14 protein-coding genes are annotated in these 16,087 nt (G+C 62.8%); 8 read left to right on the forward strand and 6 right to left on the reverse strand.

Features of this window, described 5'->3' with window-relative positions; translation table 11 throughout:
- The first annotated feature begins 117 nt into the window (after positions 1-117).
- Positions 118-2,388, forward strand: a complete 2,271-nt coding sequence (locus tag GJW30_RS07380) for a tetratricopeptide repeat protein (protein WP_130364789.1) — start codon at positions 118-120, stop codon at positions 2,386-2,388.
- Here GJW30_RS07380 and GJW30_RS07385 read toward each other — a convergent pair.
- From GJW30_RS07385 to GJW30_RS07395, 3 genes are read right to left on the reverse strand one after another with little or no spacing between them, the layout of a single operon-like run.
- On the reverse strand, positions 2,385-3,893 hold the full coding sequence (locus GJW30_RS07385; protein ID WP_096353646.1) for a tripartite tricarboxylate transporter permease: 1,509 nt from the start codon (positions 3,891-3,893) through the stop codon (positions 2,385-2,387). The genes GJW30_RS07380 and GJW30_RS07385 overlap by 4 nt on opposite strands.
- Before the next feature lie 4 nt (positions 3,894-3,897).
- Positions 3,898-4,356 (reverse strand): tripartite tricarboxylate transporter TctB family protein, encoded by a 459-nt coding sequence (locus GJW30_RS07390; protein ID WP_096353649.1) that lies wholly within the window; start codon positions 4,354-4,356, stop codon positions 3,898-3,900.
- A gap of 4 nt (positions 4,357-4,360) precedes the next feature.
- Positions 4,361-5,326: a tripartite tricarboxylate transporter substrate binding protein gene (locus tag GJW30_RS07395; RefSeq protein ID WP_096353652.1), complete on the reverse strand. Its 966-nt coding sequence runs from the start codon at positions 5,324-5,326 to the stop codon at positions 4,361-4,363.
- Positions 5,327-5,616: 290 nt separating this feature from the next.
- On the opposite strand from GJW30_RS07395, the gene GJW30_RS07400 reads away from it, so the two are divergent.
- The 4 genes from GJW30_RS07400 (at position 5,617) to GJW30_RS07415 (ending at position 10,100) form a co-directional block, all read left to right on the forward strand.
- Positions 5,617-6,726, forward strand: a complete 1,110-nt coding sequence (locus GJW30_RS07400; protein WP_096353655.1) for an MBL fold metallo-hydrolase — start codon at positions 5,617-5,619, stop codon at positions 6,724-6,726.
- An 86-nt stretch (positions 6,727-6,812) separates the two neighbouring features.
- On the forward strand, positions 6,813-7,460 hold the full coding sequence (locus tag GJW30_RS07405; protein ID WP_245408684.1) for an SCO family protein: 648 nt from the start codon (positions 6,813-6,815) through the stop codon (positions 7,458-7,460).
- Positions 7,461-7,532: 72 nt separating this feature from the next.
- Positions 7,533-9,356, forward strand: coding sequence for a glucan ABC transporter ATP-binding protein/ permease (locus GJW30_RS07410; protein ID WP_096353658.1), 1,824 nt, complete (start codon positions 7,533-7,535; stop codon positions 9,354-9,356).
- Between the two features lie 135 nt (positions 9,357-9,491).
- On the forward strand, positions 9,492-10,100 hold the full coding sequence (locus GJW30_RS07415) for a L,D-transpeptidase (protein ID WP_096353661.1): 609 nt from the start codon (positions 9,492-9,494) through the stop codon (positions 10,098-10,100).
- A 3-nt stretch (positions 10,101-10,103) separates the two neighbouring features.
- Here the strand turns inward: GJW30_RS07415 and GJW30_RS07420 are convergent, their stop codons facing one another.
- Complete coding sequence (locus tag GJW30_RS07420) at positions 10,104-12,278, reverse strand: putative bifunctional diguanylate cyclase/phosphodiesterase (protein ID WP_096353664.1); 2,175 nt, start codon at positions 12,276-12,278, stop codon at positions 10,104-10,106.
- Positions 12,279-12,433: 155 nt separating this feature from the next.
- Complete coding sequence (locus GJW30_RS07425; protein WP_096353667.1) at positions 12,434-13,414, reverse strand: Bug family tripartite tricarboxylate transporter substrate binding protein; 981 nt, start codon at positions 13,412-13,414, stop codon at positions 12,434-12,436.
- A gap of 187 nt (positions 13,415-13,601) precedes the next feature.
- Here GJW30_RS07425 and GJW30_RS07430 point away from each other — a divergent pair, with 187 nt between their 5' ends.
- The gene (locus GJW30_RS07430; RefSeq protein ID WP_130364791.1) at positions 13,602-13,820 is read left to right on the forward strand and encodes a hypothetical protein; all 219 of its coding nucleotides are present in this window, start codon (positions 13,602-13,604) and stop codon (positions 13,818-13,820) included.
- A 3-nt stretch (positions 13,821-13,823) separates the two neighbouring features.
- On the opposite strand, the gene GJW30_RS07435 is transcribed toward GJW30_RS07430, so the two are convergent.
- On the reverse strand, positions 13,824-14,783 hold the full coding sequence (locus GJW30_RS07435; RefSeq protein ID WP_096353673.1) for an acetyl-CoA carboxylase carboxyltransferase subunit alpha: 960 nt from the start codon (positions 14,781-14,783) through the stop codon (positions 13,824-13,826).
- A 148-nt stretch (positions 14,784-14,931) separates the two neighbouring features.
- Between GJW30_RS07435 and hslV the strand changes: the two genes are divergently transcribed.
- Together hslV and GJW30_RS07445 are read left to right on the forward strand one after the other, a co-directional pair.
- Positions 14,932-15,486 carry an ATP-dependent protease subunit HslV gene (gene hslV, locus GJW30_RS07440; RefSeq protein ID WP_096353676.1) on the forward strand — a complete coding sequence of 185 codons (555 nt, stop codon included), beginning with the start codon at positions 14,932-14,934 and terminating at the stop codon, positions 15,484-15,486.
- Positions 15,483-16,082 carry a DUF2585 domain-containing protein gene (locus GJW30_RS07445; protein ID WP_096353678.1) on the forward strand — a complete coding sequence of 200 codons (600 nt, stop codon included), beginning with the start codon at positions 15,483-15,485 and terminating at the stop codon, positions 16,080-16,082. The genes hslV and GJW30_RS07445 overlap by 4 nt, the downstream gene beginning before the upstream one ends.
- Positions 16,083-16,087: the final 5 nt, after the last annotated feature.

Genomic DNA, 16,087 nt, shown 5'->3' on the forward strand with positions numbered 1-16,087 from the left:
GAAGGAAGACTCGGCCAGGAACTCCGCCAGCAGAAGCGCGCACTCACGATTGCATCGTCGGCCGCGGTCGTGTTGCTCGCCCTTGCTGCGTTGGCGGCATGGCAGTGGACAGAGGCGGTGCGGCAAGAGCGGATTGCGCGCGCGCAGCGCGACCGCGCCGAGCTCGCCCTGTCGGCCGCGACCGAGACCGCAAACGCGCTCGTGCGCGACTTTGCGATCGAGTTCAAGGATCGCGTCGGCATTCCGTCCGATCTCGTCCGCCGCATTCTCGATAAGGCACGCGATCTGCAGCAGCAGCTCATCGGCAGCGGCGAGACATCGCCGGCCTTGCTCGATAGCGCGTCGTCCGCGCTCGATCTCCTCGTGACGACGCTGCTCGACCTCAATGAGACGCAAGCCGCGCTGGATACCGCGATGGCCGCCCGCGATATCATGCAGCGCCTCGCAACGAACGACCCAGCGAACGCGCAGTGGCAGCGCAAACTCGCGGTAGCGCACAACAAGGTCGGATCTGCACTGCAGCGCCTCGGCCGACGCAACGATGCGTTGACGGCACATGAAGCATCGCTGGCTCTCGTCGAGAAACTGCTTGCAGCCGACCCAACCCGGCGCCAGCTGCAACGCGATCTGGAGATCACACTGGCCCAGATCGGAGATATCCTGGCTGTCGTCGGCCGCCGCGACGAGGCGTTGCGATATTTCCGCCGCGCCCACGCAACGGTCGAAGACTACGCGAACGGAAACCCGGCGGACGCCCTCGCGCAGCGCGATCTTGCCGTCTCATTCGAGAAGATCGGCGACATGCTGAGCGAGACGAAAGGTCTCGAAGAAGCCCTCGATGCCTATCGCAAGAGCGCCGCGATCCGCGAGCGTCTTGCCACGAGCGATCCGAACAGCATCGAGGCGGGGCGTGATCTTTCCGTCATCACGGATCGGCTCGCCGACGCGCTTGCCCGCGGCTGGCGCTACGACGAGGCACTCGCCGCGTATCGCAAGAGCCTCGCCGTACGCGAGCGATTGGCGAAGAGCGATCCCGCCAATGCGGCGCGGCAAAACGACATCACGGTCAGCCTGCATCGCATCGGCGACATGCTGCTCAAAATGCGCCAGGCCAAGGAGGCGTTGCCGCACCTCGAACGCGCGCTAACGATCAACGAGAAGCTCGCGCTCGCTGCGCCGGATAACGTTCAACAACAGCGAGATTTCGCGATCAGCCTGAACTGGGTCGGCGACGCGCTGACGGCACTGCATACACCGCGCGACGCGCTCGGCTCTTATCAACGCAGCCTCGATATTCGGAAGAAGCTTGCCGCGCTCGACCCGGCCAATGCGCTCTGGCAGGAAGACCTTGCCAATGGCCTTGCCCGCGTTGCCGACACGCAAAGCGTGATCGGAGAGAAAGATGCCGCGATTGAGAACTTCCGCGTCAGCGCTGCGATCAGCGAACGCCTGATGAATGCGGATGCGATGAACGGACGTCACCGCCGTGGATTTGCGGTAGTTCTCAATCGTCTCGCCGCGACGCTTGCCGAAGCCGGACAAGCCGATGCGGCGCTGGCGACATATCTGCAGTCGCTCGATACAACAGAAGCGCTTGCGGCGCTCGACGCATCGAATGCGCAGTGGCAGACGGATCTTCAATTCGTGCTCAATCGCGTCGCCGCGACGCTCGCGGCTGCGGCGCGCACGGGCGAGGCAGTACCCTATTTGAAGCGCGGGATCGCGGTTGCCGAAAAGCTCTGCGCCGCCGACCCCGACAATGCCTTCCTGCAGCGCAATCTATCGATCAGTTACGAGGGGCTGGGGTTAGCGCTTGCCGCGCTGAAGGACTTCGATGCCGCTCTTGAGGTTTATGCCAAGGCGCTCGCCATCCGCGAGCGCGCCGTCGCGACAGAGCAGGGCGCCGCTCTCGATACGCGCGCGCACGACGATCTATATTTCATCTTCGCCAACATGGCGGCGGCGGAAGAAGCCGCAAAGCGCTTCGATCGCGCGATGCTATTCCGTACGCGCGCCGAGGAAGATACGCGCCGCGTGTCCGAAGCGGACCCCGCGAATGCGCGTGCGCGACTGCAGTGGCATCGTGCCCTTCAGCAAATCGCGAACTCCTTCGTCATGGCGGGCAACTCCGCAGACGCCGCCGTGCCACTATCGACGATGCTGGCGTCCGCAGAGCGCATGGCGGCTAGCGAGCCCGAGCAAGCCGAATGGCAGAAGCAAACCGCGATAGCGCTTTATCAGCTCGCGAGCGTCGGCGATGCGCCGCGCGAGCGGTTGGCGCGAGCACTCGAGATTGCACGCACGCTTGCGGCACTCGGCCAACTCGGGCCTGCCGAAACCGGATGGGTCGATTTGCTCGAGAAGGCGCTGGCGGCGCTGCCAAGCTAGCGCGCCTCCTCCAGCGCGACCTCTTCGCGGCGTTTGCGCAAGCGCGGCAGCAGCGGCGACAGCAAGATCACCAACGCGACGATGAGGCACGTGAGCGACAAGGGCCGCGCGACGAACGCCCAGAAGCTGCCGTCCGACAGGATCAGCGCCTTGCGCAGATTGTTCTCCATCAAAGGCCCGAGCACGAAGGCGAGAACGAGTGGCGCCGGCTCGTAGCCGAATTTGCGCATCAGATAGCCGAGGATGCCGAAGGCTATCATCACGTAGAGATCGAACACGGAATTCGACAGCGAATAGACGCCGATAAGGCAGAACAAAAGGATCATCGGGAAGAGGATCTTGTACGGCACTTTCAGCACCTGAACCCACAACCCGATCATCGGCAGATTGAGGATCAGCAGCATGATGTTGCCGATATACATGGACGCAACGATGCCCCAGAACACGCCGGGGCTCTGCGTCATCAACAGCGGGCCGGGCTGCAGGCCGTGCACAATGAACGCGCCGAGCAGCAGTGCCATCACGACATTCGGCGGGATGCCGAGCGTCATCAGCGGGATGAATCCGCCGCCCGCCGCCGCGTTGTTCGCGGCTTCCGGACCTGCGACACCTTCGATGGCGCCTTTGCCGAAACGCTCCGGCGTCTTCGAGATGCGTTTCTCGATGCCGTAGGAAAGGAACGACGCAATCACGGCGCCGCCGCCCGGCAGAATGCCGAGCAGGAAGCCGAGCAGCGAGCCACGCGTCAGCGGGCCTGCGCTCGCTTTCCAGTCTTCGCGGGTCGGCATCAAACCGGTGACCTTTTCGCGCACGAGCTCGCGCGACATTTTCTGTTCGAGATTGACGAAGATTTCGGCGACGCCGAACAGCCCCATGACGACAGGCACGAGGCCGATGCCGTCGACCAGCTCCATCTTATCGAAGGTCAGGCGCCCAACCGCCGAGATCGAATCGAGACCGACGAGACCGAGGATCAGGCCGATGCACGCCATGATCAGCGCTTTGATCATCGACCCGTGCGACAGATACGTAAGGATCGAAAGGCCAAGCACCATCAGCGAGAAATATTCGGTCGGCCCGAACTTCACGGCGAAGCGCGCGAGGATCGGCGCGACCAGCATCAGCCCGAGCACAGCAAAAGTGCCGGCGATGAACGACGCGATTGCCGACATGCCGAGCGCTGGGCCGGCGCGTCCGCGCTTTGCCATCTCGTGGCCATCGAGGCAGGTGACGACGGACGCGGCCTCTCCCGGAATGTTGACGAGAATGGCCGTGGTAGAGCCGCCATACATCGAGCCGTAGTAGATCCCCGCCAGCATGATGATGCCGGCTTCCGGTGTCGCGTTGAATGTCACCGGCAGCAGCAGCGACATCGCGGCGACAGGGCCGATGCCGGGCAGCACGCCGACCAGCGTTCCGATGAAGACGCCGATGAAGCAGTAGAGCAGGTTGATCGGCTGCAGCGCGACGCCGAACCCGAGCGCGAGATTTGAGAAGATATCCATCGGGTTAGCTTCCCCACACACTGCCGAGCGGCAACTGCGTGCCGAGCCATCGCGCGAAGACGAGCCACGTGATCCCGGTGGTGATCAGCGCGCCCGCGATCGACGCGAGCCAGCCCTGCGGCTCGACCGTGCGGAACAGCACGAGCAGCAGCAGCACGGTGACAATCGGGAAGCCAAGCCAAGGCAGGAAGTAAGCGTAGAGCGCGAGCAGCACCGCGACGTAGGGGATGTAGTGCCAGCGCGTGTCGTTCCACAGCGCGGCTAACCCCGCGCCGACCGGCTCGCGCATCGCGAAGCCGAGCGCGACGGCGGAAAGCGCCGTCATCGCTAGGCCGACCCAGAAAATCATGAAGCCGGGACCGGGATCGACAAGCGTGCCGAGCCTCAGGTCCCAGCCGGACCACGTGATGAACGCGCCGACCAGCAGCCAAAACAGTGCGGATAGAAGATCGGCGGTGCGCATGCGATCAGTTCGTCTTCAGGCCGAGATCCTGCACCAGCTTCTTGGCTTCCTCGACCTGCTCGGCCGCGTGCTTCTGATACTGCTCGGTGTTCAGGTAGAAGAGCTCCTGGTCGAACTTGTCGAGCGCGGCTTTGTAGCTCGGCTCCTGCAGGCCCTTCGCGAAAGCGTCGTGCAGTACCTTCACGATCTTCGGGTCCATGCCTTTCGGCCCCGCGACGCCATACGGCGAGTTGGCGACAAGCTCGATGCCTTGATCTTTCAGCACCGGAACGTCCGGCCAGTTCTTTGAGCGCGTCGCGCCCCACGTCACCAGCAGGCGCAATTCGCCGGCGTTGACGAGCGGGCCCCAGCCGGTCGAGTCGGCGACGGCGTGAACGTGGCCTCCGAGCACGGCGGCGTTCGTCTCGGCGCCACCCTTGAACGGAACCTGCGTCCACTTGATGCCGCCCGCCTGCTTGGCGATCTGTTCCATGCCGATATGCAGGGAGGTGCCGGTGCCGGGCGTGCCGTATTTGATCTTGCCAGGGTTCGCCTTAGCGTCGGCGAGGAACTCCTTGAAGTCCTTCCACGGCGCATCTTTCTTCACGACGACACCGAACGTATAGCCGGTGAGGCCCGCGATGAAGGTGAAGTCCTTGGTCGGGTCGAAGGTGGTCTTCGTCATGTAGGGCAGGCGAAAGACCGTGATCGGCATCTGCGCGATCGTGTAGCCGTCCGGCTTCGCGGTCGCCGCCATCTGTGCCGGCCCGAGCGTGCCGGACGCACCCGGGCGATTTTCGACGACGAGCGGCTGGCCGAGATGCTTCTGCGTCGCTTCGGCGAGCGCGCGCATCACGAGATCGGACGAGCCGCCGGCCGGCCACGGCACGATGAAGGTCACGGGCTTGGTCGGATAATTTTGCGCATGCGCAGGTGCAGCAAGCGCGGCGGCGAGCGCGACGGTCGCCAAAGCGAAATGACGGCGGTTCATGTTCCCTCCTGTTTTTATTCTCTGCGCCGATATTCGGCGATGCGGCGTGCGTGCACAACCCGTAACGCGTTGTCCGCGGTTCATATTTTCGCCAGAGGCCGTTTCGGCGCGCGAAACGGCACAGGCAAATTCTTCTCCGCGCGCGGCGCAGCGTGATGACGTTTGCTCGCCCGCATGTTGCGCCACGACGGTGTCGTTGCTTTCTTTTAAAGGGCTATGTTCTTTTTTCTGCCGAGGAGTAAGGTTCGCGCAAAGCCGTCGGAAGCGGCTGGCAATAAGAGGAGACGGCGATGACGTTCGGCCGACGCGAATTCCTCAAAGGTTCTGCCGCACTTGGCGGCGCCGCGTTAGCGGGTGGTTTTACGTGTATCGAGATCGCGGATGCTGCACCGATCGAGGTGCCGACAATCGACAAGCTGACGATGCGCGTGCTCGTCGATTCAAGTCACGATCAGTTTCTGCGTCCCGCCGAAGTGCAGGGCGTCAAGCATCTGCCGCCGGGTTCCGGCCGCGGCCCGGATTATCGCCTCACGCTGCACAATCAATGGGGTCTCTCGCTTTTCCTCGACTCCGTGCGCGGCGACGACGCGAAGACGATCATGCTCGATTTCGGCTACACGCCTGAAGCGCTGTTCAACAACATCGATCTCCTCAAAGTCGACATCAAGAGAATCGGCGCGCTCATCGTGAGCCACGGTCACTACGATCACTTCGGCGGCCTTGCCGGCTTCCTCAATAAGTATCGCAGCGCGCTGCCCGCGGACCTGAAGCTCTATGCGGGCGGCGAGGATAATTTCTGTCATCGCTTCACGGGGTCGGCCAATCAGCTGCTCGACTTCGGCGTGCTCGATCGCCGCGATCTCGTCGCGCACAAAGTGACGACGGTGCTCGCCGAGAATCCGACAGTCGTGTCGGGTCATGCCTTTACGACCGGCAAGATCGCGCGCCGTTCCGTCGAACGCGTGCTGCCGAACACGCAGGTGAAGTTCGAGATCAAGGACGGCCTCGGCTGCGATGCGAGCCACTACACGGCGGCCGAACTGCAAGGCAAAGTCGTGCCGGACGAGCACATCCACGAGCACGCGACGTGCTTCAATATCAAAGACAAGGGTCTCGTGGTGATCTCGTCCTGCGGTCATGCCGGCATCGTCAATTCGGTGCTGCAGGCGCAGGAAGTGTCCGGGATCAAGAAGGTGCACGCGATCGTCGGCGGATTCCATCTCGGCCCGGCTCCGCCGGATTACCTCAAGAGTATCGTTGCCGAGATCAGGAAGCTGGAACCGGACGTTGTCATCCCGATGCACTGCTCAGGCGGTAATTTCGTTCGTGAAGTGCAGGCGCAGATGCCGGGCAATGTGCTGCCCTCGACGACCGGCAGCCAGTTCACGTTCGGCGCGTGACGCTGCCACGCAGACCAATATCTCGTTCGTCATGGCCCGCTTCATGCGGGCCATCCACGACTTACTGTGGGGCGAATAAGAAAGACGTGGATGGCCCGGACAAGCCGGGCCATGACGGGATTCCAATCTTACGCGTCTGCTTGCTTGGCGTTGTTACAGCGTTGCTCTGGCTGACGCCGGCCCACGCCCAAGACGCCTCCACCCGCACGGCGGCCGAACTCATGGACGCCGTGATGTGGGGCAAGGAGCCGATCGGCGGTCCGTTCAAACTCATCGACACCGAAGGGCGCGAGCGCACGAACGACGAATTCCGCGGGCGCCTGATGCTCGTCTATTTCGGCTTCACGTCATGCCCGGACATTTGCCCGACCGATCTGCAGGCCATGGGTCTCGCGCTCGACGGTCTCGGCGAAGCGGCGGGCGGCGTGCAGCCGATTTTCGTCACGCTCGATCCCGAGCGCGACAGCCGCGAATACCTCGCCGAATACGTCAAGATGTTCCACCCGAAGCTCATCGGGCTCACCGGCGATAAGACCGCGATTGCGGCCGCGGCGGCCGCGTATCGCGTCTATCACGCGAAGACGCAGACCGGAGATGGGCTCGGCTACACGATCGATCACTCGTCGTTCGTCTATCTGATGGGACGAAACGGCGAGTATCTCGGCATCTTCCCGCCCGGAACACCGCCGGAGCGCATGGTCGCGGCGATCAAGTCCCAACTGACGGCGCGCTAGGATGGCCAAGCAACCAGACTAGCCATCGCGGGTTTGATGCGGCATACCTGACCGCAAGAAGCCGGGGGCGTCATGTCGTTGTTCCGAGTTTACCTGCGTGTGCTCGACATGCTGGGCAGCGACAAGCGGCTCGGCTGGTTCCTCGCGCTCGGCAACGTGTTGCTCGCGATCGCGCAATTCGCCGAACCCGTTCTGTTCGGCCGCATCGTCGATGCGTTGTCCAAATCCCAAGCCGGTACGACGAAGCTCGAGTGGGGCGGCCTGACGCCGCTGCTCGCGATGTGGGTCGGCTTCGGCCTCTTCACCATCGTCTGCTCGACCTGGGTTTCGCTGCAGGCAGATCGGTTGTCGCATCGCCGCCGCCAAGCGGTGCTGACGGACTATTTTGAGCACGTGCTGCAGTTGCCGCTCGCCTATCATGGCCAGACTCATTCGGGCCGCTTGATGAAGGTGATGCTGCAAGGCACCGATTCGCTTTGGCAGCTGTGGATCGCATTTTTCCGTGAGCATTTCGCCGCCTTCATCGCGGTGCTCGTGCTGATGCCCTTGTCGCTCTTCATCAACTGGCGGCTCGGCTGCTTGCTGATTATTCTTTGCGTCATCTTCGCTGCACTCACCGCGATGGTGGTGAGCAAGACGCATGCGATGCAGACCGACGTCGAAGGACATTACTCGGCTCTCGCCGAACGCGCGTCCGACACGCTCGGCAACGTCGCGCTGGTGCAGAGCTACGCGCGCATCGAGCAAGAGGTGCAGGACCTGCGCAATCTCGCCGGCCAGCTGCTCTCCGCGCAGATGCCAGTGCTGTCGTGGTGGGCGGTCGTCGCGGTGGCGACCAGAGCCTCGACCACGTTGACGATTCTCGCGATCTTCGTGCTCGGCACGTGGCTGTATTTCCAGGGCCTTGCGACGGTCGGCGAGATCGTCACCTTCGTCAACTTTGCCGCGATGCTGATCTTGCGCCTCGAACAGGTCGTCAGCTTCACCAACGCGCTGTTCATGAGCGCGCCGCGTCTGCGCGAGTTCTTCGATGTCTTCGACTACGAGCCGGTGCGCGACCGCCCGGACGCCGTCGATCCGGGCCGCGTGCGCGGCCTCGTCGAATTCAAGGACGTGACCTTCTCGTACGACGGCAAGCGCCCGGCGATCGACGATGTCAGCTTCACGGTGCTGCCCGGCGACACGATTGCGCTCGTCGGCTCGACGGGTGCCGGCAAGTCGACCGCGATCGCCTTGTTGCACCGCGTTTTCGATCCGCAATCCGGCTCGGTGTCGATCGACGGCATGGACATTCGCGGCATCAAGCTCGGCGCGCTGCGCAAGAATATCGGCGTCGTGTTCCAGGAAGCGCTCGTGCTCAATCGCTCGATCGCCGACAACTTGCGCGTCGGCAAACCGGACGCGACCGACGCGCAACTCCGAGATGCCGCGGCGCGTGCGCAGGCGCTCGACTTCATCGAGCGCAACCCCGAAAAATTCAACGCCACGGTGGGTGAGCGCGGCCGCTCGCTCTCGGGCGGCGAACGCCAGCGTCTCTCGATCGCGCGCGCGCTGTTGAAAGATCCGCCGATCCTCATCCTCGACGAAGCGACCAGCGCGCTCGACGCCCAGACCGAGGTCAAGATTCAAGCCGCGCTCGACGAGGTGATGAAAAATCGCACCACCTTCGTCATCGCGCACCGTTTGGCGACGATCCGTAACGCGAAGCGCATTCTCGTGTTCGAGCGAGGGCGCGTCGTCGAAAGCGGCACCTTCGACGAGCTGGTTGCGCAAGAGGGCATCTTCGCGGGACTGGCGCGCGCCCAATTCATGGTCAAGCCGAAGGGCGACCAGGTCGCGGCTGCCGAAGAGCCGGTTGCTGTGGCTGATGAAGGCGGTGCGCCCGAGAAAGCTTAATCGGCAAGCCGCCACGTTGACGGCTTGTTAAGCAGCCGCCCAAAATATGCCGTATCGAGTCGTAGATATCAGTCACCGGCGTCTGCCGGCAGTGCTCGCGCGTTTCCCGATCCGTTGCTCCAGGAGCTTATCGCCATGAATCGTCGGACTGCTGTGCTCGGCCTTTTGGCCGCGGCGGCCATCCCGTCAACCGCGCGCGCGCAATTTCACCGCCCGGTCGGCAATATTCCCGAGCCCACGATTGAAGAGCCGCCGATCACGATGAGCCCGCAGCTGCAATCGGGGCCGGTCGAAATGCCGTACCAGTTTCGCCGACAGCCGGTGACATATCGCACGCAGGAAGAGCCCGGCACCGTCATCATCGATACGTCGGATCGCTACCTCTACGTCATACAGGGCAACAACCGCGCGATGCGCTACGGCATCGGCGTCGGCCGCGATGGCTTCACCTGGCAGGGTATCTTGAAGGTCTCGCGCAAAGCGGAATGGCCGGATTGGACGCCGCCGCCCGAGATGATTCAGCGCCAGCCGTATCTGCCGCGCTGGATGGCCGGCGGTCCGGGCAACCCGATGGGCGCCCGCGCGCTTTATCTCGGCAGCACGGTCTACCGTATTCACGGCACCAACGCGCCCGACACGATCGGCCACGCGGTATCGTCCGGCTGCTTCCGTCTTGCCAATCCGGAGATCGAAGATCTCTACGAGCGCGTCGGCGTCGGCACTAAAGTCGTCGTCCAGCAGTAACGCTTAAGCGACGCGCCGCTCGTCTTTCCGCAGCGTGAACTCGCCGAACACGCTCTCGGCGGGCTGCGGGTGGCTGATGAAATTGCCTTGCCCGGCCTGACAGCCGAACGCGCGCAACAATTTGTATTGGTCGATCGTCTCGATGCCTTCGCCGATGGTCGGGATGTTGAGATTGCGGCCGAGGTCGACAACCGACTTCACGATCGCGTTGCTATCGTCACGTGCGCCAAGTCCCGCAATGAATGAGCGGTCGATCTTGATGCGATCGAACGGGAAGGCACGCAGATAGCTCAGCGACGAATAGCCGGTGCCGAAATCGTCGAGCGAAATCCTGATGCCGAGCGCGCGCAACTCATGCAGTGCCGCGAAGGCGCGGTCGAGATCGCGGAGCAGCAATGCTTCTGTGATTTCGAATTCCAAGCGGAACGGCATCAAGCCGGTTTCTTCGAGAATCTTCGGCACCAGAGCCATCAACCCATGTCGCAACGCGAATTGCGCCGGCGATATGTTGACGGCGATCTTCACATTCGGCGGCCAGCTTGCTGCCGTGCGACACGCCTCGCGCAACACCCACTCGCCGATTGGAACGATCAGCCCCGTCTCCTCCGCGAGCGGGATGAAATCGGCCGGCATGATCAGCCCGCGCTCGGGATGGTTCCAGCGCAACAGGGCCTCGGCGCCGATGAGTTGATCGTCCTGCAGCCGCACCTGCGGCTGATAGTGGAGGACGAATTCTTGATTGCCGAGAGCGCGGCGCAAATCGTTCTCGATCGTGCGGCGCTCCAAGATCTTCCGGTTCATCGCCGGCTCGAAAAGTGCGTAACACCCGCGCCCTTCGGCCTTCGCGCGATAGAGCGCGAGGTCGGCGCATTTCATGAGATCGTTGGCGTTTTCCGCATCGGTCGGCGCGACCGCAATGCCGATACTCGTACAAGCATTGAGCAACTGGCCGTCGCAATCGAGCGGTTTAGCCATCGCGGCAGCGATACGTTCAGCCAGCCGAATAGCATCGTCCGGCTGATGACCGGTTTGAATGATGGCGAACTCATCGCCGCCGAGCCGCGCGACAGTCGCGCGTTTGCCGGCGACGCGACGCAGCCGCTTGGCAAGCTCCTGCAGCAGTTTGTCGCCCGTCGGGTGCCCGAGCGTGTCGTTGACGGATTTGAAGTCGTCGAGGTCGAGACACAGGATCGCGAGAGCGCCTTGGCGCCGCCGCGCGCGTTGAAGCCCGGCATTGAGGCGGTTGAGGAACAACTTGCGGTTCGGCAAATCCGTCAGCGCGTCGTGCGTTGCCATATGCGCAACGCGCTTGTGCGCAAGCGTCGACTCGGTGACGTCCTGATAGATCGCGGTCCAGCCGCCGCCGGCGGCGCGTTGATGCGTGATGCGGATGGTGCGGCCGCTTGCCAGGGTGAATGTCGAGACGAGCCCTTTCTCGGCATTCTTGAAAATCTTGCGCATAAACGGTCGCGGCTTGATCGATCCGAAGACCCCCGACTCGACGATGCGCGTGATGACGTCGCGAACGTCTTCCCCGCGCACCGCCTCCAGCTGCACGCCGAATAAATCCTCAAAGCGTTGGTTGATGACGAGAACACGGAAATCCTTGTCGACCATCGACAAGCCGTCCGTCATGCTATCGAGCGCATTGTTGAATTGCTGATGGCTGATCTTGAGCTCTTCGACCGCCGTCAAGTAATCGGCATCGCGCTGGCGGCGCGTTGTCACGTCTTCGATCGTGCAGATCCCTGCGCCGTTCTCGATCGGCCACACGCGATATTCGACGATCTGCCCATCCGGCAGCGCACGATCGAACTGCCAGGTTTTGCCTTTGGCAAAAGCCGCGAGCCATTTCTGATAGACCTCTTCGGCATTCTCCGGATCGATAACTCCGCGCAAGACGCCCAGTTCGTGTAGCTTGCGCAGTGGCGTGCCGGGTGGAAACTCGTCAGTCGTCGTGCGCACGATGTCGAGGAATCGCGAGGAAAGAACTTGGATGCGTTGCTCTGCATCGAACATGCAGAGACCTTGGTTGAGTTGCGCGAGCGCAGCATCCAACCGTTGGTTTGTCTCTATGAGATTGCGCGCTTGCCGACGCGCGGACGTGGCGTCCGCTTCAACGGCACGGAGTGCTGCGCGCTTGATCGGCGCGAGGGCAGTCTTTTGAAGTCGCGTCATGGAATCGTCTGTCCCGCAGATAACAATCTGGGCAGCGTTGTTCCCTCGCTTTTCCCGGTACGCGAGTATCGGGGCGCGATTACAAAAGTAATTTAAATGGATCGATCAAACTTTACGGGTCTAACAACCGCAGGTGCCGTGGTTAAGTGCGGTGGTTAACCGAGCTTGATGTTGCCTTCCTTCACGACAGCGGCCCATTTCGTCATCTCGGCTTGGATGAAGGCGCGGCACTCGTCCGGCGTGTTTGCCTTCGCTTCGAGGTTGAGCTCGTCGAGGCGGCTGACGATGTCCGGTTGTTTTATAACGTCATTCAATCCTGCATTGAGTTTCTGCACGATCGCAACCGGCGTGCCGGTCGGCACGAAGACGGCGTTGAATTCGTAGGCTTCAAAACCCGGCAACGTCTCGGCGACGGTCGGCACATCCGGCAAGCTCTTCAAACGCTCGCGCGCCGAATGCGCGACGGCACGCAGCGAGCCTGAGCGCACATGGCCGATCGATGCCGCGCCATTGGAGAAGAAGTATTTCACTTGGCCGCCGATGAGATCGTTGAGCGCCGGCCCGCCGCCGCGATACGGCACGTGATTGATCGCGATGCCGGTGCGCTGGCGGAACATCTCCATCGCGAGATGTTGCACTGTGCCATTGCCGGATGAGGCCCAGTCGAGCCCGGCCGGCGTCGCTTTTCCGATCGCGATGACGTCCGCGACGGTCTTCGCCGGCACCGCGTTGTTGACCAGCAGAAAGTTCGTCACCAGCGTCGCCAGAAAAACGGCCTGAAAGTCTTTCGCGGTATCGTAGGTGAGGTTCGGATACAGCGACGGATTGACCGAATGCGCGGTGCCGTCATGCAGGATCGTGTAGCCGTCGGGTGCCGCCTTCGCGACCGCCGCAGCCCCGATTGTGCCGCCGGCGCCGCCGCGGTTATCGATGACGAATTGCTGGCCCATTTTCTCGCCGAGCTTTTGGTAGAGGATGCGCGCCGTCGTGTCGGCGCCGCCGCCCGGCGGATAGGGGACGACGACGCGGACCGGCTTGTTCGGATACTCGGCCTGACCGAAGGCGACGCGGGGCAGAACGAGCGGTGCCGCGAGAGCCGCGATAACACTGCGCCGGGTCGAGCCATTTTTCTGCATCGCGTGTGTTGTCCTTGGGTGCACTTATTGGTTGTGGCGCAGGATAGAGCGGTCTCGCTGCGAAATGAACCCTAACGGCTCATTTACGCTACGGCGGGAATTCACGATGTGAGGAGACGGCGGGAAACGACTTGCCAAGGCGAATCGCGGTAAAGCAAGCCAAACCGCAAAGAAGATGAGGCGTCCCGTGCGTCGGCCTGGCGAAAGTTGGATCGAAGATATCGCGAAGACCATTCTCGCGTTGGGCCTCTATTGTGGCGTCATCGCGGGGGCTGGTTATGCGGCCTATACGTTCTTCACGGAATTTCCGCTGCACGATAAGCCGCAGATGTCGGCTCCGGCCTCGCCGCAGAAGCAGAGCAATGCCGGCGCGTTGACGCGCCAAGCCGGCGGCCAAATCCGCTAAACTTTAGATCGCGAGCGCGCGGCCGATTGCGAGGAACTTCTCGCGGCGCTGCTGGCGCACGGCTTTGTGATCCATGCCGGCAAATCCCGCGAACGCGGTCGCGATCGCCTTGCCGGCGAATTGCATCGTCGCCTGCTTGTCGCGATGCGCGCCGCCGAGCGGCTCCGGGATCAGCGTATCGATGACGCCGAAGCGCAGGAGATCCTGCGCCGTGATCTTCATGTTGGTCGCGGCTTCCTGCGCCTTCGCGGTGTCGCGCCACAGGATCGAGGCGGCACCTTCCGGCGAGATCACGCTGTAGATTGCATGCTCGAGCATCAGCACGCGGTTTGCCGTCGCGATTGCAATCGCGCCGCCCGAACCGCCTTCGCCGATCACCATCGCGACATTCGGAACGCCGAGCGCAAGACACGCGTCGGTCGAGCGCGCAATGGCTTCAGCCTGACCGCGCTCTTCGGCGCCGATGCCCGGATAGGCACCGGGCGTATCGACCAGCGCGAGCACCGGAATCGAGAAGCGGTCCGCCATCTCCATCAGCCGCGCGGCTTTGCGATAGCCTTCGGGGCGCGCCATGCCGAAATTGTGCTTGAGACGCGCGTCGGTGGTGGAGCCCTTCTCGTGACCGATAACGCAGACGCTCTCGCCCTGAAAGCGGCCGAAGCCGCCGACGATGGCGGCGTCATCGCCGAATTTGCGGTCGCCCGCGACCGGCGTGAAGTCGGTGATCAGCGCGTTGACGTAATCGAGGCAGTGCGGGCGCTCCGGATGCCGGGCGACTTGTGTCTTCTGCCACGGCGTCAGCGCCTGATAGAGTTCACGCAGCGTCTGGCTCGACTTCGTTTCGAGACGCGAAATCTCGTCCGCGAGCCCGAGCGATTGATCGCCCGTATGCATCACGCGCAATTCGTCGGCTTTGGCTTCCAGTTCGGCGACCGGTTTTTCGAAATCGAGATAGCTGCGCATGAAGCCTTAGGTATACAGACTGATGTGAGGAATAGGGCTGGCGGACGTCGCGAATGCGGCTTTGTGGCCCTCCGGACCCTGCGAAGTCAAGCAATTGCGCCCGAAGCATCAAGTGCATAAATCGGGGCACACACCACGGAAGGCACGTATGCAGGGAACACAACCTGAGCTTTGGCATGGAACCACGATTCTAACGGTCCGCAAGGGCGGAACCGTGGCAATCGGCGGTGACGGCCAAGTCTCGCTCGGACAGACGATCATAAAGGGCAATGCGCGCAAGGTTCGCCGCCTCGGCAAGGGCGACGTCATCGGCGGCTTCGCGGGCGCGACGGCTGATGCCTTCACACTGTTCGAGCGCTTGGAGAGCAAGCTCGAGCAGTATCCTGGGCAACTGATGCGCGCCGCCGTCGAACTCGCGAAGGATTGGCGGACCGACCGCTATCTGCGCCGGCTCGAAGCGATGATGATCGTCGCCGACGCGAATGTTTCGCTGGTGCTGACCGGCACCGGCGACGTGCTCGAGCCGGAGAACGGCGTGATGGGCATCGGCTCCGGCGGCAACTATGCATTGTCGGCCGCGCGCGCATTGACCGACAGCGATCACTCGGCGGAGGAGATCGTGCGCCGCGCGATGAGCATCGCGGCCGATATCTGTGTCTACACGAACCGCAACGTCACGCTCGAGACATTGGCGACCGAATGACCGACGCGGCCCTCGATCGCGGACCGGTTCAGCGGCTGACGCCCGGCGTCGCCGTGGCGATTGTGCTGGCGCTGCTTGCCGCGCAGGCCGCGATCCTGTTCGCCATGGGGCGCACGCCGATCTGCACCTGCGGTTACGTGAAGCTTTGGCACGGCGTTGCCAACAGCTCGGAGAATTCGCAGCACATCGCCGACTGGTATACGTTCTCGCATGTTCTGCACGGCGTGCTCTTTTACGCAGGACTCACTTGGTTAGTCCCGCGCTCCAGCGTCGCGTTGCGGCTCGTGCTGGCGGTTGTCATCGAAGGCGCGTGGGAGATCGTCGAAAACACCGACATGATCATCAACCGCTATCGCGCCGGCACGATCTCGCTCGACTACTACGGCGATAGCATCCTCAATTCGGTCAGCGACAACGTCGCGATGATCCTCGGCTTCTTCGCCGCCGCGTGGCTGCCGGTGTGGGGATCGGTCGCGATGCTGATTGGCTTCGAAGTGTTGATGCTCTACGCAATCCGCGACAACCTCGCTCTCAACATCATCATGCTGCTGTATCCGCTCGACGCCATACGCCAATGGCAATCGGCCGGCGGATAACTAAG

It is taken from the genome of Variibacter gotjawalensis (assembly GCF_002355335.1).
In the GTDB taxonomy this organism is placed as follows: domain Bacteria; phylum Pseudomonadota; class Alphaproteobacteria; order Rhizobiales; family Xanthobacteraceae; genus Variibacter; species Variibacter gotjawalensis.